The sequence below is a fragment of the Acinetobacter sp. 826659 genome, from assembly GCF_000588515.1.
GTDB classification, from domain to species: Bacteria; Pseudomonadota; Gammaproteobacteria; order Pseudomonadales; family Moraxellaceae; genus Acinetobacter; species Acinetobacter pittii.
Genome location: NZ_JFYD01000002.1, coordinates 393,425 through 411,443 on the forward strand (window position 1 = coordinate 393,425; position 18,019 = coordinate 411,443).

Here is an 18,019-nt window from a genome sequence, read left to right on the forward strand (position 1 = left end):
GCTATGCTTTTGTTATATATGAACATGCTTAACAGCTTAACATGAAAAAAGTTGAATACAGGAGATCAGGACGAACATGAAAGCTTTTATTGTTCGCGTGTTGTTAATTTTTATTGGGGCAATTCTCCTTATTCAACTTTGGATTTTCTCAAGTTTGGTTTGGTGGCGTACACATGAGGTTGATACTACCATGTTTATGCGAATTGATTATTGGTCAGATACCTCAGAGCCGATCATTCATGAATGGCTTGACTATGATGATATTAGCGACAATTTCAAGCATGCGATTTTAGCTGGGGAAGATGCAAAATTTATTCATCACCATGGTTTTGACTGGGATGGCATTCGTTTTGCTCTAGAGCGGAATAATGAAGAAGGAGAGGTTGTTGCGGGTGGTTCTACTGTGTCTCAACAACTGGCAAAGAACTTGTTTTTATACAATAAGCGTTCGTTTATTCGAAAAGGCCAAGAAACTATCGCAACTTGGATGATGGAGCGGATGTGGTCAAAACGCCGAATTCTTGAGGTATATATGAACTCTGTTGAATTTGGCAAGAATCGATATGGTGTAGAAGCAGCCGCGCAATATTATTATGGTAAAAGTGCGAGAAGCTTAACGCGCGAACAAGCTGCTTTTTTGGCCGCATTATTGCCTGACCCGAAATATTATCAAGATCACCGCAACGATCGTAAACTACAATATAGAAAACGCGTTATTCTACGTTATATGAATAGCACCCAGATTCCTGAATAATGATGTTTTAAAGATGTGTAAATTTTTTAGTTTTTACCAAATTGTCATATTTTTGCAGCATACTGTTTTATAGAGATTTTGGCTGGATAGAGAATTGAGTTAGACATGAATACAGCGATTACACCAACGACCCCAACAGAATATAGTTATAATGACCGTTATATAAATCGTGAATTGTCTATTCTTGACTTCCATTTGCGTGTATTGGAGCAAGCGGTAGACCCTTTACATCCATTACTTGAGCGAATGAATTTCTTGCTCATTTTTTCTCGTAATCTAGACGAGTTTTTCGAAATTCGTGTTGCGGGGGTGATGGAGCAATTTTCTCTGGGCAATGAGAGTCGTAGCCCTGATGGTTTGACGCCAAGACAAGTCTTACAAAAAATCTCTGAAACTGCTCACGCTGCGATTGAACGTCAATATCGTATTTTAAATGAAGAAATCTTACCTAAATTACGTGAAGAAGATATTTGCTTCCTCCGTCGTGGTGAACTAACGCCAGCACAGTCAGCTTGGATTAAGAAGTATTTTCAAGAACAAGTTGCTCCTGTATTAACTCCAATTAGCTTAGATCCAGCGCATCCGTTCCCACGTCTCGTAAACAAGAGCTTAAACTTTATTATTACCTTAGAAGGTAAAGATGCTTTTGGCCGTCAAATTGATTTAGCCGTGGTTCCAGCCCCACGTTCATTACCTCGCGTTGTACGACTGCCAGATGAGTTAACAGGTGGTAAAGAACATCACGTCATGCTATCTGCAATTATCCATGAGCATGTGTCCGATTTGTTCCCTGGCATGACAGCAACAGGATGTTATCAATTCCGTGTTACACGTAATGCTGACTTGGCATTAAATGAAGATGTTGAAGATTTAGCAAAAGCTTTAAAAGGTGAATTAAGTTCTCGACGTTTTGGTCGTGCGGTTCGCTTAGAAGTGACTCATAATTGTCCACAGCATATTTATGAGTACTTATTAGAAGAATTTGATTTAACCGATGAGCAGTTATACAAAGTTGATGGACCTGTAAACTTAGCTCGTCTGGTTTCAAATTTTAAACGCCCTCATTTGCGTTATGACTCGCATACACCGGTTGTGCCTAAAGTGTTTAAAAAGACCGAGAACATTTTCTCTGCAATGCAGAAGCAAGACATTTTGCTTCATCATCCTTTTGAATCTTTCGCACCCGTGATTCAGCTACTTCGTGAAGCTGCTCGCGATCCACAAGTATTGGCAATTAAGCAGACACTTTACCGTAGTGGTGCTGACTCTGAAATTGTACAGATTTTGGCGGAAGCTGCGCGTAATGGAAAAGAAGTGACCGCGGTTATTGAATTGCGTGCACGTTTTGATGAAGAATCAAATATTGAAGTGGCTAACGTTTTACAAGAAGCGGGGGCTGTGGTTGTTTACGGTATCGTAGGTTATAAAACTCACGCCAAAATGATTATGGTGGTGCGCCGTGAAAATAACAAACTTGTGCGTTACGTTCATTTAGGCACTGGTAACTACCATGCAATGAATGCTCGAATTTATACCGATTATGGTCTCATGACGACCGATAAAGATCTCTGTGAAGACGTGCATCGTATCTTCCAAGAGTTGACTGGTATGGGCAAAATGGCGAAATTGAAAAAGCTATTACATGCACCATTTACCTTACATGCTCAGCTCATCAACTTTATTGATGAAGAAATTGCCAATGCTAAGGCAGGACGTAAAGCTCAAATTATTGTGAAAGTGAATGCCTTAACGGAAGTTCAATTGATCAATAAATTATATGAAGCATCTCAAGCGGGTGTTCAGATTGATTTGATTATTCGTTCTATTTGCTGTTTACGTCCAGGTTTGCCTAACTTATCAGAAAATATTCGTGTACGTTCAATTGTAGGGCGCTTCCTTGAACATACCCGTGTTTATTACTTCAGCAATAATGGCGATGCGCGTATTTACTGCTCAAGCGCAGACTGGATGGATCGTAATTTATTTAACCGTGTTGAAGCATGTTTTCCTGTGGAAGATCCTGCATTGAAAAAACGTATTTATCAACAAGGCCTAGTGAACTATTTGCAAGATAACCAGCAAGCTTGGTTGTTACAGTCAGATGGTACTTGGGTACGTGCTGAGCCAGCAGAGGGTGAAAAATTGCATAATGCTCAAAGAGCACTATTAGAAATGATTAAATAATAAGTTTTAAATTTAATTAAAAAAGCCGACAAAATGTCGGCTTTTTTAATTCACTGAAATTCAAAATAATTTAATTAGTTTTTCTAAATGGTTGTTGGGTAAACGATAATAATTTGAAGCACAGCAAGATGTTTTTAAAATATGTGATTCTTTCCATAAAACATTGAATTTTATAAATATACAAATCATGTGAAATCTACTTTAATACGCCGCATTAAATATACTTAACTTCGGTAAATGAATAAGATGCAATGCTTTATTAGAAATTTACTTATTAGAATACTTTTGGGGATAATGCCAGTGGCGGCCTACGCAGATCAGAAGTGTTATGGGGATATCATCGTATTTCAAAGGTTTGATGATCAAGCGATATATCCTTATTTTGCGCCCGTTTCCAATGATAAAACTAAAAAGAGTGAGGTAAGGAATAAAACAATAATTATTCAAAAAAGAAAACAAAAACAAGATGAGTTTTTAGCGCAAAAGAAAAATGAGGAAGTTCACACAAAAAAAGTAGAAGAAAAGAAAAATTCTGAAAATAAAAAACAACTTGATGCTGCGATTGCTAAAGAAATTTTAGAAAATGGTGAAAAAAAGTGGATGGTACAGGTTGCACTAGCAGCTAATCAAAATAAAGCAAATCGGGTTCAATCTCAGCTTGAGGCAAAAGGCTATAAGGTCGTAACTAGTTCAACCACTAAAGGAATACGAGTCATGATAGATCCAGCCAACGACTATGCTATAGCACAGATTATTAGAGAAAAAATTATTGCTGATAATAGTTTGAATATGCAATCTGCTTGGGTGCTTAAGTGGGCATCCCTTACACCTCAATAAAATAAAAAGGAGTCCGAAGACTCCTTTTTTTATTCATGTAAATTCGTGGTGATTTTCTGCATAATTTGCAGTAACACGTCGAATTCACTTTGTAGCGGTGTACTTTTACGAGTGACTAGCGCTAAAGTGCGACTCGGGGCATCTTCAATTGGTTTTGCAGTAATTTGATCATTAAACTTGATCATACTGTTATCAATTGCAATTTCTGGTAAAAGGGTAAAACCTAAATCAGAAGAAACCATTTCAACTAAAGTTGGTAAAGAGCTTGCTTTTAAACGGTTGTCGTTTTTACGTTCACCGATAGGGCATGCACTTAAAACGTGGTCACGTAAACAGTGGCCTTCTTCAAGCAAAATTAATCTCGATAAATCAAGATCATCTAGTGAGTTTGCTTGCAAAGCATTTGTATCTTGCTTACTACATACAAGGTACAAATTTTCTTTCGAGATTTCAGCGACTTTTAGACCTCTAGTATCAAACGGTAGAGCAAGAACAATCATGTCTAGATTACCGTGTTCTAGACGCTCTACAATTTTTTCACTTTGAGCTTCATGTAGATGCAACTGAATTTTAGGTAACTGCTGATGCACTTCATCAAGTAACCGTGTCAGGATAAAAGGTGCAATGGTTGGGATAACTCCCAAATGCAAATCACCTGTTAACGGTTCACTCATTTCACGGCTCAATCGCATTAAATCTTGAGCATCTGCTAGTAATACACGGGCACGAGCAACAACTTGTTCACCCAATGGTGTTAAACGCACATTCTGACGGTCACGCTCTACCAGAACGCCACCTAATAATCGTTCAAGCTCCATGATGCCGCCTGATAACGTCGATTGCGTGACAAAAGAGCGGCGTGCTGCTTCAGTAAAATGCAAAGTTTCCGACAACGTAACTAAATATGATAGCTGTCTTAGTGAGGGTAATGCAGCCATAGTGTCCTAGTATGATGATTTAAAATGATGCGCAAATAAACCGCTAAGCTGAGGAATAAAATGTGCAGGGATATCATGCCCCATTCCATCAATTAATTCAAACTTAGCACCGGAAATTGCTTTTGCTACAGCCTTACCATGACTAGGTGGAAGTAAGCGATCACGAGAGCCATGTAAGACTAACGCGGGTTGCTTAATTTCACGGTCCAGTTGAAGTAAGGAGCCTGTACATAATATTGCTAAAAACTGTTGAAGTACACCAGCAGGATAATAGCTACGTTGATAAAGTTTGCGTGCAGTTTGCATTGCTTCAATCTGGTTGACGTAACCAGGTGAACCAATCAATTGAAATAGTTTTAAACTGTGATTAACAATACCATCTTCGTCACGTGACTTAGGTTTGCCAATTAAACTCAAAAGCTGTTTCGGAAAAGGAGGGGGTAAAAAAGGCTGATTATTACTTGTAAACATGAGCCCCAATTTTTCAACCTTTTCAGGATATTTTGCTGCAAGAATTTGAGCAATCATACCGCCCATTGATGCACCAATGACATGTGTTTTAGTCATGCCTAAGCGGTCAATAAGCATTGATACATCATCTGCCATATCATGCAGAGTATAAGGGGCACCTTGATTACTTAGTCCGAGCGCAAAGCGACCCATCAATTTAACCGTATTTAACCGTTTACCTTCATGACGTACTTTTGAAGAAAGGCCAATATCGCGGTTATCAAAACGAATAACACGAAAACCTTGATCAATGAGTGATTTACAGAAGAAATCCGGCCAGAAAAGCATTTGAGCCCCAAGACCCATAATCAGCAAAATGGTTGGATGTTCCGGTTTTCCACCTACTTCTACATGTAGCTCAATACCATTGCCTAAGTTGACCTTGGTTTCTTGCATGAAAGATGTGTACGGCGAAATGTTAAACTGTAAGGCACTATTCATGTTATTCATTCCTTAAAGGAATACTCACAAAAGAGTATTCCTGATTCAAACCTTATGCTTGGGCTGGAATAAGATCTGGAACAAGCTTTGTTAAAGTTAAGCGTTGTTTACCTGCTGTTGCACCTAACAATACGAAACCACGCAATGTTCCTTCATTGTCAATTGCTTTAGCAAGCATACCATCGTCGAACTCTTCTGTTTCCCAGTTCACTTCTATATCAACTGGAGCTGGTAACACTGTAAGTGGAGCTGCAGGAGTTTTTACTGCAACTGGCATAGCAGGGTAGTGCACGGCAGTTTGTTGTCCGCTAAGGGTTTTTGCAAGAGCACGAGCTTGCTGCATAATTGGCATTACATACGGAAGTAGCGTGCCATTTACTTCAGCGCAATCGCCAATCGCATAAATATCGGCTTGATTTGTTTCAAGTAAACTATTGGTAATAATTCCACGGCTTGTTTGAATATCTGCACTTTTAGCAAGTGAAATATTTGGCTGTAAACCAATGGCTGAAAGAACAATATCGGCTACCAAAGTTTGGCCGTTTGCGAGTGTAATCGCATAATCTTCGCCATTATTAATTTTGCTGACTTTTTCAACGGTTGTGCCTAAAGCAAATTTAACACCAGCCTCTTCGAGATTTTGCTGGAATGCAGAAGCAATATGACCTGGCAATAAGCGACCTAATGGTTGAGGTGCCAAATCAATGACAGTGATGTCATATTCACTGTGAAGTAAGTCATTAGCGAATTCACAACCAATTAAGCCAGCACCTAAAATAACAACACGTTTGTCTTTACGTTGAGCTAGATTTTCACGGAAAGCACGGTAATCAATCAGCGAGTTCACTACATGAATGTCATCGCTACCATCGCCTGCAATTGCAAGACGAATTGGGTTAGCACCAACCGCTAAAATCAGTTTTGAATAGGGTTGATTCGAAGTTACCCCATCTTTCTCAAGAACAAGCTCATGACGTTCAGCTAAAATTTCTTTTACAAAAGTGAAAGGCTCAATACGCATATTGAGTTGGGTACCCATTTTAGCAGCATCACCTAAAGCAATCTGTTCAGGTGCTTTTTTACCTGCAAATGCATTTGATAATGTTGGTTTTGCATAATTCACTGCATCATCCGCACAAATCATCACAAGTTCTTGCTCTGGGCTAAGTTTACGAAACTCACGTGCTAAGGTATAACCCGCCATGCCTGATCCGATAATGACGATAGGATGCATTTTTCTCTCCAGAGTTAGAATTGTTTATTTAATACGGTAATGGGTAATATTCGTAAAAAAGACCATGTCAATCATGGCCTTTTGCTTTAAATCATTAGATTTCGATCATTTCGAAGTCAGCTTTTGAAACGCCGCAATCAGGGCAAGTCCAGTCATCAGGGATATCTTCCCATTTTGTTCCAGCTGCAATGCCGTCTTGTGGCCAACCTTCTGCTTCATCGTAAATCCATCCACAAACGATACATTGATATTTTTTCATGAGACTCTCCGCACTGATAAGTTTGCTCAAAGCTGCCTTTCAGTAAAACTATTCCATCTATTAATAATGTAACCACGATCCGGTCAATAATAACCAATGTGCCTTTGATCGGATATCAAATTTTTACGCAGTTCTACATTTAATGTAAAGCAAATAACGGAGTTTAATCATTCGTAAGCAAAGATGAATGGCAGGTTAGGACAAATAAGTGGTTTTTTAGGCAAAACTTGAGCATAAACTAATAATAACTAATACATTCTTAACATTAATTTTAAACTTAATGTTGTTTGTGAAATTATTGAGAAATAAAAAGTGTCTGCTCATTTAAAAGATTTATATAATAAGAAAGCTAAATAACAACAAATAAAGATTCAACAGATGTCATTATTAAACGCGAAAATTAAAATTCGACAGTATAAGAACGGAATAAATCAGGGAACTTAAGTATGGAAAATTTAGTATACGAAGTAGAAATTGAGGCGCCTATAGAAAAAGTATGGGAATTACTTTGGAATAACGAGACATATAATGCTTGGACAAAATTCTTTGCCCCAGACTCTTCAATGCGTACCGATTGGCAAATCGGTGGTAAAACTTATTTTCTAGATGGTGAAGGCAATGGCATGGTCTCCACCATTGAAGAATTGAAAAAGCCGGAAATATTGATTTTTAAACATTTAGGAATGATTAAGGACGGTAAGGAAGATTTAGAAAGTGAAGAAGTTAAAGGCTGGAGTGGTTCCCAAGAAAAATATTTTTTGAGCCAGCACGATAGTGTAACTACTTTAAAAGTCGAATTAGCCACCTTACCTGAATACATGGGCATGTTGAAAAGTGGCTTCGTTCAAGGATTTGATGTCATCAAGAAATTGGCAGAAGGAAAATAGGTAATCGGCATCAAGTTAAGCCAAATATTTTTTATAAATTTTCATAATCAAATCATTGATACGAGAAGGATAGGCCAAACGATGATGTCCGCCTTCAAAGGTTTCAATATTCATGTAGGGTGCAAGTTTTTCTTGAACCTGATACATATCAAGTTGCTCATCTCCTAATTCTAAATAAGCCATTTTAGGATTAGAAAGGGTAAGTTCCTCTTCGGAAAGCTGAGGGTAGTCTGCCCGAAAATTAGGCGTAAGACTTGGATTCGCCACAATCACAGCTAATTTATGTTGAGCGGCAGTTTTTAAGGCCCAATATCCTCCAAGGCTGTGACCAACCAGTAAATCTGGTTTGATCGTCTGAATAGCTTGGTGATAAAAGTACTCAACAGATGCATAACTTAGGTTGCGATAATCAACATCAATACAAAACTTTTCAGGATGTAAAATGGCGTGGAACTTTGTTGATTCACGAGAAGAATCCAAGCCATGTAAAAATAGAATTTTCATTATTTACGACACAATCTCATTGATAAAATACAAGGCAAATAGGGCCTTTGAATATCGAGGTTATTTGGATTTTTTTATATTTTACTAAATGCTTTAAAAAATGATCTTAGCGATTGGTCTAAGTCATTTTGCCTTTAAAAAGTACTGCTCGTTTCCATAAATTGTCTTTTTTCATTTTTGTTTGATTGAAATCATTCGAAAAACTCCTGCAATCTGTTAAGCTATGCCACTTCATTTTTACTTAATCGAGGCAGAGATGACGCAACAAAACGCTCAATCGACTTCTGAACCAACTATTTCCGAAAACGATTTAATTGCACAGCGTCATGCCAAATTAAAGCAAATCCAAGATGTTGCGAAGGAAACTGGAAAGAGTCCTTGGCCAAATACTTTTAAGCGTGAACATTACGCAGCTGATCTACAAGAACAATTTAAAGATCAGTCGAAAGAACAAATTGAAAGCGCTGAGCATGTCTATGTAAAAGTGGCCGGCCGTGTCATGTTAAACCGTGGTTCTTTCATGGTGATTCAAGACATGACAGGTCGTATTCAGTTATATGTTGACCGTAAAGGCTTACCAAAAGATATTCTTGAAACCATTAAAGGTTTAGATCTCGGTGACATTATTGCTGCCGAAGGTTATATCGGACGTTCAGGCAAAGGTGACTTATATGTTCATCTTGAAGGTTTTGAACTTCTTACAAAATCTCTTCGTCCGTTACCAGATAAATTTCATGGCTTAAATGACACAGAAGTTAAGTACCGTAAACGTTACCTTGACTTAATCGTGAATGAAGAAACACGTAAAACTTTTGAAATCCGTGCCAAAGTTGTTGCAGGTATTCGAGCATTCTTAAACAACGAACGTTTCATGGAAGTTGAAACGCCAATGATGCATGTGATTCCAGGTGGTGCTTCTGCGCGTCCATTCGAAACACATCACAATGCTTTGGATATGCCTTTATTCTTACGTATTGCACCTGAGCTTTATTTAAAACGTTTGGTTGTTGGTGGTTTTGAGCGTGTGTTCGAAATTAACCGTAACTTCCGTAATGAAGGGGTGTCAACACGTCACAACCCTGAATTCACGATGATCGAGTTTTATCAGGCATATGCTGATTATAAAGACTTAATGGCATTGACTGAAAATATGCTTGAAAAGTTGGCTTTGGATATTCTAGGTACAACCGATGTCCCTTACCAAGGTGAAGTGTTTAGCTTCAAAGGACCATTCAAGAAAATCTCTATGTTCGATGCAATTTTAGAGAATAACCCACAGTTCACACCTGAAAATGTAAGTGATCGCGAGTTTCTTGCAAAATTTATTCGTGAAGAGTTGAAAGAAGAGGTTAAGCCTGGTTTTGGTTTAGGTAAGCTTCAAACGATCGTATTTGAAGAAACTGTTGAAACTAAACTTCGTCAGCCAACATTTATTACTGATTACCCAGCGGAAACTTCTCCACTCGCTCGCCGTAATGATGACAATCCACATGTTACAGATCGTTTTGAATTCTTCATCGGTGGTCGTGAATTAGCAAATGGCTTCAGCGAGTTAAATGACCCAATCGATCAAGCTGAGCGTTTCCAAGCGCAAGTTGCTGAAAAAGACGCAGGTGATGATGAAGCAATGCATTACGATGCAGAGTTTGTTGAAGCACTTGAATATGGTTTACCTCCAACAGCAGGTGAAGGTATCGGTATCGACCGTTTAGTCATGTTATTTGCTGATGCACCAAGTATCCGCGATGTAATTTTATTCCCGCATATGCGTCGTAAAGAAGGTTAATCTTCTAAGATGCAAAAAGGCAGTATTTATACTGCCTTCTTTATTACTTTTTATATCTAGAAATTTACCTAATTATACTAACCTTAAGATAGCGTTAAAAAATGTAATTGCACAGTTTAACAATTGCAAAGTTGTGATAAAAAATTTAAGGTGTTGCTCATAAATAACTTTGAGAATTGGCTGGCATGTTTCTAAGAAAAACACTTTCGATTGCAATATTGGCAACTGCTTCATCCGCTATTTTTGCACAAGGTTTAGTGCTAAATAATGAAGATTTACGCACCGATTTAAATTGGTTAAATCAACAAGGTGTTATTAATATTAGTACTTCAACTTGGCCGTTAAGTGGTGATGAAATTCAAAGAGCACTTTCTCAAGCAAAAGTGTCTCATCCAGCTCAACAAAAAGTTATTAACTCAGTACTTAATGCATTAAAAGCAGATAACAATACAGTTAAAGTGGGTGCTTTTGCTGAAACTGATATCAAAAATATTCCTCAAGCATTCGGTGATAACCAAAAAGCTCAATATCAAGGTTCGTTAGAGTTTAATGCTGGCGGTGAAAACTGGGATGCTAAAATCCGAGTAAATGCAGAAAAAGACCCGCAAATCGATAATGGGCAAGATGTGAATGTTGAAGGCTCATATGTCGCTGGTAAACTTTGGAATCAGTGGGTAGTTGCAGGTCAAATTCCAACATGGTGGGGACCTGGACACGATGGTAGCTTAATTCGTGGTGATGCGAGTCGACCAGTATATGGGGTAACTGCACAACGTGCTGTGCAAAATGCTTTTGAGACAAAATGGTTGTCTTGGATTGGACCTTGGCAATACCAAGCATTTGCTGGTCAATTAGATGATTATAAAGCAGTACCTGATGCTAAATTAATTGGATTACGTTTAACTGCACAACCATTACCATATTTGGAACTAGGTGCTTCACGTACAATTCAGTGGGGTGGAGACGGACGTTCGGAAAGTTTTAGCTCTTTATGGGATGCTATTAAGGGCAACGATAATGTCTATGGCGATACCGAAAATCCATCAAACCAATTGGCTGGGTTTGATGGGCGGTTATTATTGCAACCTCTTTTAAATATCCCAGTAAGTCTTTATGGTCAATATGTGGGAGAGGATGAGGCTGGTTATTTGCCGTCTAAAAAGATGTATTTAGCTGGGGTCGATTATTCGTCAAGCTACAATGATATGCCATATCAACTTTATGCAGAATGGGCGGACACGCGTACTAATGGGGATGTAAAGAGTATCTCTTATACGCATTCGGTTTATAAAGATGGTTATTATCAACATGGTTTCCCATTAGGTCACGCGATGGGTGGTGATGGTCAAATGTACTCAGTGGGGGGCGATATCCGCTTTGATGTCATGAACCGTTTAAGCGGTCGCGCTATGGTGGTTAAAGTTAACCAATCTAACTTGGCAATCAATAAAGCATTCCCTAAAGATGATGAAATTAAAGCACTTGATTTAACTTGGACACATTTCATCAAACCTGATCTTCCATTAAAAATTAATGGATGGGTAAGTGATTCGGATATTGAGGGTAATGATGCAGGTGCATCTATTGGTATTGAAATTCCATTAGAACGTAAAATGTTTGGTTTCTAAGATTAGATCATGTTTTAGAAAAGAGAAGCGATTAATGCTTCTCTTTTTTTATGGCTTTTAAAGAAAACTAAAGACTAGAACATGATTTGCTTAAGTTGATTACACAAGCTAGGATTACAAAGTTATGCAAGTGAATCAGCATATTACATGTATATGATTAAATCGAATATCAATATGAAAAAACAAGCAAAAGGAATCGGTTTTAAATCACTATAATGCATAACTAATGCTATAAGCCATATAAAGGCTTGTGGTTGGATTATCTATCACGAAAAATTGGAGTTGTTATGGCACTCGTTCCTCCACATGGTCTTCTAGGTGGTGGTTTAATACTACTTCTAGATTTTATGGGCAAAATGGATAGAGAAGGACGTGTTCATGACTGAATCAAGACTCACACATCTCAAACAGCTTGAAGCGGAAAGCATTCATATCATCCGTGAAGTTGCTGCAGAATTCGAAAACCCAGTCATGCTTTACTCAATTGGTAAAGACTCGGCTGTTATGCTTCATCTTGCGTTAAAAGCATTTTATCCAGCTAAACTTCCATTCCCATTATTACATGTAGATACGGGTTGGAAATTTAAAGACATGATCGCGTTTCGCGATAACATGGCAAAAACTCATGGTTTTGACTTAATTGTTCATCAGAACAAAGAAGGCCGTGAAGCTGGGATCAACCCATTTGATCATGGTAGTTCAAAATATACCGATATTATGAAAACCCAAGCTTTAAAACAGGCTTTGGATAAATATCAATTTGATGCTGCTTTTGGTGGTGCACGTCGTGATGAAGAAAAATCACGTGCGAAAGAGCGTGTATATTCATTCCGTGATAGCAAACACCGTTGGGATCCGAAAAACCAACGCCCTGAACTTTGGAATCTTTACAATGGTAAAGTGAACAAAGGTGAAAGTATTCGTGTATTCCCTTTATCTAACTGGACTGAGTTGGATATCTGGCAATATATCTATTTAGAAAATATTCAAATCGTTCCTCTTTATTTCTCTGCTGTTCGTCCAGTAGTAGAGCGTAGTGGTACGTTAATCATGGTTGATGATGAGCGTATGCGTCTAAAAGAGGGGGAAGTTCCACAAATGAAGTCTGTACGTTTCCGTACGCTTGGCTGTTACCCGTTAACTGGTGCAGTTGAGTCTGAAGCAGATACGTTACCTGAAATTATCCAAGAGATGCTTTTAGCCACGAGTTCTGAGCGTCAAGGTCGTATGATTGACCATGATGAAGCGGGCTCAATGGAAAAGAAAAAGCAAGAAGGCTATTTCTAAGACAATTTCTAAATTTGTGGAGTTTGAGCAATGTCTCATCAATCAGAATTAATCAGTCAAGATATCTTGGCCTATTTAAAGCAACATGAACAAAAAGACCTTCTACGCTTTTTGACTTGCGGTAATGTAGACGATGGTAAAAGTACGCTTATTGGACGTTTACTCTACGATTCAAAATTGATTTATGAAGATCAATTGCAAGCAGTAACGCGTGACAGTAAAAAAGTAGGAACTACGGGTGATGCACCAGACTTGGCGTTACTAGTAGATGGCCTTCAAGCAGAACGTGAACAAGGTATTACCATTGACGTAGCTTACCGTTATTTCTCAACAGAAAAGCGTAAGTTTATTATTGCGGATACCCCGGGACATGAGCAATATACACGTAACATGGCAACAGGTGCGTCAACTGCGGACTTGGCAATCATCTTGATTGATGCGCGTTATGGTGTGCAAACTCAAACTCGTCGCCATACGTTTATTGCAAGTTTGCTTGGTATTAAAAATATCGTTGTTGCAATCAATAAGATGGACTTGGTTGAATATTCACCTGAACGTTTTACCGAAATTCAGATTGAATATGATGCTTTCGTAAGCCAATTAGGTGATCGCCGTCCAGCCAATATTCAGTTTGTACCAATCTCTGCTTTAAATGGTGATAACGTTGTAAATCCGTCAGCTCATACGCCTTGGTACAAGGGTCAAACTTTGATGAGCATTCTTGAGTCGGTGGAAATCAGTCGGGAATCGAATAAACACGAATTCCGTTTCCCTGTTCAGTATGTAAACCGTCCAAACCTTGATTTCCGTGGTTTTGCGGGTACCGTTGCTTTAGGTGAAATCAATGTTGGTGATGAGATTGTTGCACTGCCATCAGGTAAGCGTTCAACAGTTAAAGAAATCGTTACTTTTGATGGAAACCTTGAGCAGGCTGTAGCGGGTCAAGCGGTTACATTGACCCTGAATGATGAAATTGATATTAGCCGTGGTAACGTTTTGGTACGTGCTGGGGAGCAACCATTAATTTCACGTAGTGTTCGTGCTTCAGTGGTGTGGATGAATGAACATCCGCTCGTGAAAGGTAAGTTATACAACGTTAAGATTGGTACCCAGACTGTTCCTGCTAAAGTGACTAATATTCACTATCGTGTGAATGTGAATACACTTGAACATACTCATGTGGAAGAGCTTGAGTTAAATGCAATTGCAGATGTTGTAGTTGAGTTCGATGCGCCAGTTGTGTTTGATCAATATCAAGATTCTCGTTATACAGGTTCATTCATCTTCATTGACCGCTTAAGCAACGTAACTGTTGGTGCAGGTATGGTTGAGGCTGCTGTTGAATGGACTGCACATAGTAATCCTGTAACAGCTGAAGATCGTGCTGCACGTTTGGGCCAAAAGCCAGCGGTGATTGGGATTTCTGCACAGTTAATCGAGAAAGCTCAAGTTTTAGAAAGTTTATTGATCCAACAAGGTGTAGTTGCGATTGCAAAAGCCAACTTAACTGCTGAGCAAATTACGTTATTGCGTGAGACAGGTGTTGTGGTTATCACAACTTCTGTGGAAGGTACGGATACAGAAGTTACTGCTGAAACCGTTGAAGAGGCAGCTGAAAAAGTTGTGGAATTAGTTCGTCTTTAATAGACTGAATTGATTTTGAAAAAACCCGCGTAAGCGGGTTTTTTTTATTGGGTTTAGAAAATACTTTGAGTTTTTAAAGTTAAATATTCTCTTAAATCTTTAGGATAGTTCTGAATCATCTTTAAAAATATATCTCGATCACCTTGATATAAGGCACGTGTTGCTTCTTCGTAATTTGGCATATTGCCCAACATGGCAGACATAAAACGGTCGATGGCTTGTTTAGCGAGCATAATATTGCCTTCAGAGTTTGGGTTATTTAACTCTTTATCAATTAACTTGCGAATTACTGCTGATGCACTCGCACTTTGTTGATCTAACCAATCCCAATGTTTTTTCTGTAAAGTGATTTCACGAGAAATTACTCCGAGTTTAGGTCGTCCAACTTTTTTAATTTCTTCCGGTTCATCATAACGTTGATGAAATTCTTGTTCCGAACCAGAAAGATCAAGATCAATTTGTTGACCTGTTTGATCATTGAAAATCAGAATATTTTCCGTTGTTTTCGGAAGATCTTTGAGTTTTTTTGCAAGTTCAATAAGGGAGTCACTCGCAATAAGCGTGCTTCCAGTGAAGGCAGTATAGGTGATTTTAGTATTCATTTTAGCCATATATTTTTATCTGGGTAAAATAATATTATCAGGGTAAAATTAATTTGGCAAATAATTAAAATTATAACCAAAGAATTATTTGATTTTATGAGTGTAGTCTATGAAGTTAGGACTATAAAAATAGTCAAGATAATGGGCTATTTAAAATTTTACTCTGCTTTAGTATCGCTTTTATGAGAGAATACGCCTTTAGTTGTATGTATAGAGACTCCTATGTTTGAGCAATCTCCTGAATCTTTAAGCGATATCGAAATTTTAGACATTTTACAGTCGATGAAAAAAGATAAGCTAGATACGGAAGCAAATGAGATCATCCGTAACGGGGGGAAAGCAGGACGTCAGGAAGCACATAAACAGGCTTTAGTGGCACTGAATACAAATTTTGAAGAAAAGTTTGTAGAGGCAGTTACTCTTGCATTAGGTTTAAATGCAGCTCAAGCTAAAAAAATTCGCTATAAAAAAGATCGAATTCGTATTTTAAAAGCGCGTGGTATTGATTATTTAGCTATTGATGGTGCAGAAACAGCGCAAGTTTTGGCACAAATTTCACAAGCGATTGTTCGAGAAGATGCAATAGTTACTCATGACTTACATGACATCTTCCCATTTTGGAAAGAAGGTTGGCCAATGGTGCAATTTGATAATGCCTATAAAATTTTAGAAGAAGATATTAGCTTGCACTTTCATGCGTTCTTAGACGCCATGATTGAGTATATAAATAAATAAAAATAAAAGCCCCGTTTGGGGCTTTTATTTATAGAAGAATAATTAAAGTGTACTAAAGAGCGGGAAAACGCCAATCACTAATGCGGTGCCCATCAAAACCATACATGTTATAAATGCCCATTTAAATGTGAACTTTTGATGATCTGCAAAGTCAACTTTAGCAAGACCGCATAACAAGTAAGTTGAAGGAACAAGAGGTGATAGCAAGTGTACTGGCTGGCCTACAATTGAGGCGCGAGCAATAGCTTCTGGGCTAATACCGTAATGAGAAGCTGCTTCAGCAAGAATTGGTAAAACACCATAGAAGAATGCATCATTTGACATAAAGAATGTTAAAGGCATACTGACTAAAGCGGTAATCGGTGCAAGATATGGGCCCATGCTTGGAGGAATCATTGCGACGAATTCTTTAGACATCGCCTCAACCATACCTGTACCAGATAAAATCCCTGTGAAAATACCTGCAGCGAAAATTAAACCTACAACAGCTAAAATACTATCTGCATGCATTGCGATACGCTTTTTCTGCATATCAACATCAGGATAGTTAATCAGCATTGCAATACAGAACGCTAGCATGAATAGCACTGACATTGGCAAAATGCCTTTGATTAATGCAATCATGAGAATAATAGTAAGTACCATATTTACTTTGCGTAAATGTGGACGCGTCGCTTCAGGGTCTTTCGACACGGTAATATTGTCACCATGATGACTTTCAAGCTCAATCACGCCTAAACGTTTTTGCTCATAGCGGCCATATAAATATGCCAAGAAGAATAACCAACCAATACTAATGATCATTGGAAGGATCATTGGTACGAAAATATGGCTTGGATCAACTTGTAACGCACTTGCAGCACGAGCAGTAGGACCACCCCATGGCGTTAGGTTCATTACACCACTACATAAAAGCATAAGCGCAGTCATGATGAGTGTGTTCATTCCTAGACGTTGATAAAGTGGCAACATTGCAGCCACACAGATCATATAAGTGGTTGAGCCATCACCATCTAAAGAAACGAGAGTGGTTAAAAAGACAGTTCCTAGAGTAATTTTTAAAGGATCGCCTTTAACTTTTTTCAAAATCCATTTAACCGGCGGGTCGAAAAGACCTGCATCGATCATTAAGGCAAAATACAAAATTGCGAATAAAAGCATTACGCCAGTTGGCGCTAATTTTTTGATGCCATCCAGCATCATCTCACTGAGACCTTTAAGTTCAATGTGACTTAAACTTTCAAAGTAATGACCTAGGCCCCAAGCAATGAGAGAAAAAATAAACGGGATGAGAATTAAAGCAATAATAGGGCTTAAACGTTTGGACATGATTAAGTACATGAAGCACAAAATCATGCCAACACCAAGTAATGTCAGCATACAATCAATCCTTTGCCTATAGTTTTACTGAACAAGTTTATTCAAAACTCTGACCTTGGTTATTCTTATTAATTTTTATTAAAAAGACAAATAATATATTTAGTTTATTTGGTTAATATATATTCGTTTGGATAGGTATATTTAGATGAAATACTGAACATATATATTAAGGTTATAATGGTTTTATAATAAATGAATGCTATTATAAAATAATATAAAGGTATTATAAAAATAAAAATTATATGGCATTTTTTTTAATTATATATATTTTGATGATTGAAATGAGAAGAAGAAGCATTTAGGGGCTTACTTTGAGCTAAGCTACATAAGTTTGTTTGCAATTTAAATGGGGCTTAATCGCTTTATAAGCAGTTAAGAGATATAGATTATTTTATTAATTTTCAGTATT

General features: G+C 38.0%; 18 protein-coding genes. 10 read left to right on the forward strand and 8 right to left on the reverse strand.

Annotation, left to right across the window (positions count from 1 at the left end; translation table 11 throughout):
• The first annotated feature begins 76 nt into the window (after positions 1 to 76).
• Entirely contained in the window at positions 77 to 754 is a 678-nt protein-coding gene (mtgA, locus tag J663_RS06410) for a monofunctional biosynthetic peptidoglycan transglycosylase (protein ID WP_002117784.1), read from the forward strand.
• 105 nt (positions 755 to 859) lie between these two features.
• Entirely contained in the window at positions 860 to 2,938 is a 2,079-nt protein-coding gene (gene ppk1 / locus J663_RS06415) for a polyphosphate kinase 1 (protein ID WP_033848618.1), read from the forward strand.
• A gap of 60 nt (positions 2,939 to 2,998) precedes the next feature.
• Here ppk1 and J663_RS18835 read toward each other — a convergent pair whose 3' ends face one another.
• Entirely contained in the window at positions 2,999 to 3,127 is a 129-nt protein-coding gene (locus tag J663_RS18835) for a hypothetical protein (protein WP_080591609.1), read from the reverse strand.
• A gap of 57 nt (positions 3,128 to 3,184) precedes the next feature.
• Here J663_RS18835 and J663_RS06420 point away from each other — a divergent pair, with 57 nt between their 5' ends.
• Positions 3,185 to 3,775 (forward strand): SPOR domain-containing protein, encoded by a 591-nt coding sequence (locus J663_RS06420; protein ID WP_033848620.1) that lies wholly within the window; start codon positions 3,185 to 3,187, stop codon positions 3,773 to 3,775.
• Between the two features lie 29 nt (positions 3,776 to 3,804).
• On the opposite strand, the gene oxyR is transcribed toward J663_RS06420, so the two are convergent.
• From oxyR to rubA, 4 genes are all read right to left on the reverse strand, one after another.
• A complete protein-coding gene (gene oxyR, locus J663_RS06425; RefSeq protein WP_005070616.1) occupies positions 3,805 to 4,713 on the reverse strand; it encodes a LysR family transcriptional regulator OxyR in 909 nt (302 codons plus the stop codon).
• A 6-nt stretch (positions 4,714 to 4,719) separates the two neighbouring features.
• A complete protein-coding gene (gene estB, locus J663_RS06430) occupies positions 4,720 to 5,664 on the reverse strand; it encodes an esterase EstB (protein ID WP_033848622.1) in 945 nt (314 codons plus the stop codon).
• Positions 5,665 to 5,716: 52 nt separating this feature from the next.
• Positions 5,717 to 6,898, reverse strand: coding sequence for a rubredoxin reductase RubB (gene rubB, locus J663_RS06435; protein WP_033848623.1), 1,182 nt, complete (start codon positions 6,896 to 6,898; stop codon positions 5,717 to 5,719).
• A gap of 94 nt (positions 6,899 to 6,992) precedes the next feature.
• Positions 6,993 to 7,157, reverse strand: a complete 165-nt coding sequence (gene rubA / locus J663_RS06440; protein WP_000760495.1) for a rubredoxin RubA — start codon at positions 7,155 to 7,157, stop codon at positions 6,993 to 6,995.
• A gap of 446 nt (positions 7,158 to 7,603) precedes the next feature.
• On the opposite strand from rubA, the gene J663_RS06445 reads away from it, so the two are divergent.
• Positions 7,604 to 8,044, forward strand: coding sequence for an SRPBCC family protein (locus J663_RS06445; RefSeq protein WP_005070606.1), 441 nt, complete (start codon positions 7,604 to 7,606; stop codon positions 8,042 to 8,044).
• A gap of 15 nt (positions 8,045 to 8,059) precedes the next feature.
• Here the strand turns inward: J663_RS06445 and J663_RS06450 are convergent, their stop codons facing one another.
• Entirely contained in the window at positions 8,060 to 8,548 is a 489-nt protein-coding gene (locus J663_RS06450) for a YqiA/YcfP family alpha/beta fold hydrolase (RefSeq protein WP_033848624.1), read from the reverse strand.
• 256 nt (positions 8,549 to 8,804) lie between these two features.
• Here J663_RS06450 and lysS point away from each other — a divergent pair, with 256 nt between their 5' ends.
• The 5 genes from lysS (at position 8,805) to cysN (ending at position 14,893) form a co-directional block, all read left to right on the forward strand.
• A complete protein-coding gene (lysS, locus tag J663_RS06455) occupies positions 8,805 to 10,334 on the forward strand; it encodes a lysine--tRNA ligase (RefSeq protein WP_005070604.1) in 1,530 nt (509 codons plus the stop codon).
• A gap of 185 nt (positions 10,335 to 10,519) precedes the next feature.
• Positions 10,520 to 11,962, forward strand: coding sequence for a capsule assembly Wzi family protein (locus J663_RS06460; RefSeq protein ID WP_033848627.1), 1,443 nt, complete (start codon positions 10,520 to 10,522; stop codon positions 11,960 to 11,962).
• A 254-nt stretch (positions 11,963 to 12,216) separates the two neighbouring features.
• Positions 12,217 to 12,348 (forward strand): hypothetical protein, encoded by a 132-nt coding sequence (locus tag J663_RS18840; RefSeq protein WP_002117520.1) that lies wholly within the window; start codon positions 12,217 to 12,219, stop codon positions 12,346 to 12,348.
• The gene (gene cysD, locus J663_RS06465; RefSeq protein WP_000140408.1) at positions 12,341 to 13,249 is read left to right on the forward strand and encodes a sulfate adenylyltransferase subunit CysD; all 909 of its coding nucleotides are present in this window, start codon (positions 12,341 to 12,343) and stop codon (positions 13,247 to 13,249) included. Before J663_RS18840 ends, cysD begins: the two co-directional genes overlap by 8 nt.
• A 30-nt stretch (positions 13,250 to 13,279) precedes the next feature.
• Positions 13,280 to 14,893: a sulfate adenylyltransferase subunit CysN gene (gene cysN, locus J663_RS06470; RefSeq protein WP_002117513.1), complete on the forward strand. Its 1,614-nt coding sequence runs from the start codon at positions 13,280 to 13,282 to the stop codon at positions 14,891 to 14,893.
• Positions 14,894 to 14,946: 53 nt separating this feature from the next.
• On the opposite strand, the gene J663_RS06475 is transcribed toward cysN, so the two are convergent.
• The gene (locus tag J663_RS06475) at positions 14,947 to 15,504 is read right to left on the reverse strand and encodes a DUF2239 family protein (RefSeq protein WP_081404637.1); all 558 of its coding nucleotides are present in this window, start codon (positions 15,502 to 15,504) and stop codon (positions 14,947 to 14,949) included.
• 213 nt (positions 15,505 to 15,717) lie between these two features.
• Between J663_RS06475 and J663_RS06480 the strand changes: the two genes are divergently transcribed.
• On the forward strand, positions 15,718 to 16,230 hold the full coding sequence (locus J663_RS06480; protein ID WP_002117749.1) for a hypothetical protein: 513 nt from the start codon (positions 15,718 to 15,720) through the stop codon (positions 16,228 to 16,230).
• Positions 16,231 to 16,272: 42 nt separating this feature from the next.
• Here J663_RS06480 and J663_RS06485 read toward each other — a convergent pair whose 3' ends face one another.
• The gene (locus tag J663_RS06485; protein ID WP_002117607.1) at positions 16,273 to 17,610 is read right to left on the reverse strand and encodes a CitMHS family transporter; all 1,338 of its coding nucleotides are present in this window, start codon (positions 17,608 to 17,610) and stop codon (positions 16,273 to 16,275) included.
• Positions 17,611 to 18,019: the final 409 nt, after the last annotated feature.

Bases quoted from the DNA above. Each gene is read 5' to 3' on its own strand.
- J663_RS06460 (WP_033848627.1), top strand. From the start codon at position 10,520: ATGTTTCTAAGAAAAACACTTTCGATTGCAATATTGGCAACTGCTTCA.
- J663_RS06420 (WP_033848620.1), top strand. From the start codon at position 3,185: ATGCAATGCTTTATTAGAAATTTACTTATTAGAATACTTTTGGGGATA.
- cysN (WP_002117513.1), top strand. From the start codon at position 13,280: ATGTCTCATCAATCAGAATTAATCAGTCAAGATATCTTGGCCTATTTA.
- mtgA (WP_002117784.1), top strand. From the start codon at position 77: ATGAAAGCTTTTATTGTTCGCGTGTTGTTAATTTTTATTGGGGCAATT.
- lysS (WP_005070604.1), top strand. From the start codon at position 8,805: ATGACGCAACAAAACGCTCAATCGACTTCTGAACCAACTATTTCCGAA.
- J663_RS06445 (WP_005070606.1), top strand. From the start codon at position 7,604: ATGGAAAATTTAGTATACGAAGTAGAAATTGAGGCGCCTATAGAAAAA.
- estB (WP_033848622.1), bottom strand. From the start codon at position 5,664: ATGAATAGTGCCTTACAGTTTAACATTTCGCCGTACACATCTTTCATG.
- J663_RS06480 (WP_002117749.1), top strand. From the start codon at position 15,718: ATGTTTGAGCAATCTCCTGAATCTTTAAGCGATATCGAAATTTTAGAC.
- J663_RS06475 (WP_081404637.1), bottom strand. From the start codon at position 15,504: ATGGCTAAAATGAATACTAAAATCACCTATACTGCCTTCACTGGAAGC.
- J663_RS06485 (WP_002117607.1), bottom strand. From the start codon at position 17,610: ATGCTGACATTACTTGGTGTTGGCATGATTTTGTGCTTCATGTACTTA.
- ppk1 (WP_033848618.1), top strand. From the start codon at position 860: ATGAATACAGCGATTACACCAACGACCCCAACAGAATATAGTTATAAT.
- cysD (WP_000140408.1), top strand. From the start codon at position 12,341: ATGACTGAATCAAGACTCACACATCTCAAACAGCTTGAAGCGGAAAGC.
- rubB (WP_033848623.1), bottom strand. From the start codon at position 6,898: ATGCATCCTATCGTCATTATCGGATCAGGCATGGCGGGTTATACCTTA.
- oxyR (WP_005070616.1), bottom strand. From the start codon at position 4,713: ATGGCTGCATTACCCTCACTAAGACAGCTATCATATTTAGTTACGTTG.
- J663_RS06450 (WP_033848624.1), bottom strand. From the start codon at position 8,548: ATGAAAATTCTATTTTTACATGGCTTGGATTCTTCTCGTGAATCAACA.
- rubA (WP_000760495.1), bottom strand. From the start codon at position 7,157: ATGAAAAAATATCAATGTATCGTTTGTGGATGGATTTACGATGAAGCA.
- J663_RS18835 (WP_080591609.1), bottom strand. From the start codon at position 3,127: ATGATTTGTATATTTATAAAATTCAATGTTTTATGGAAAGAATCACAT.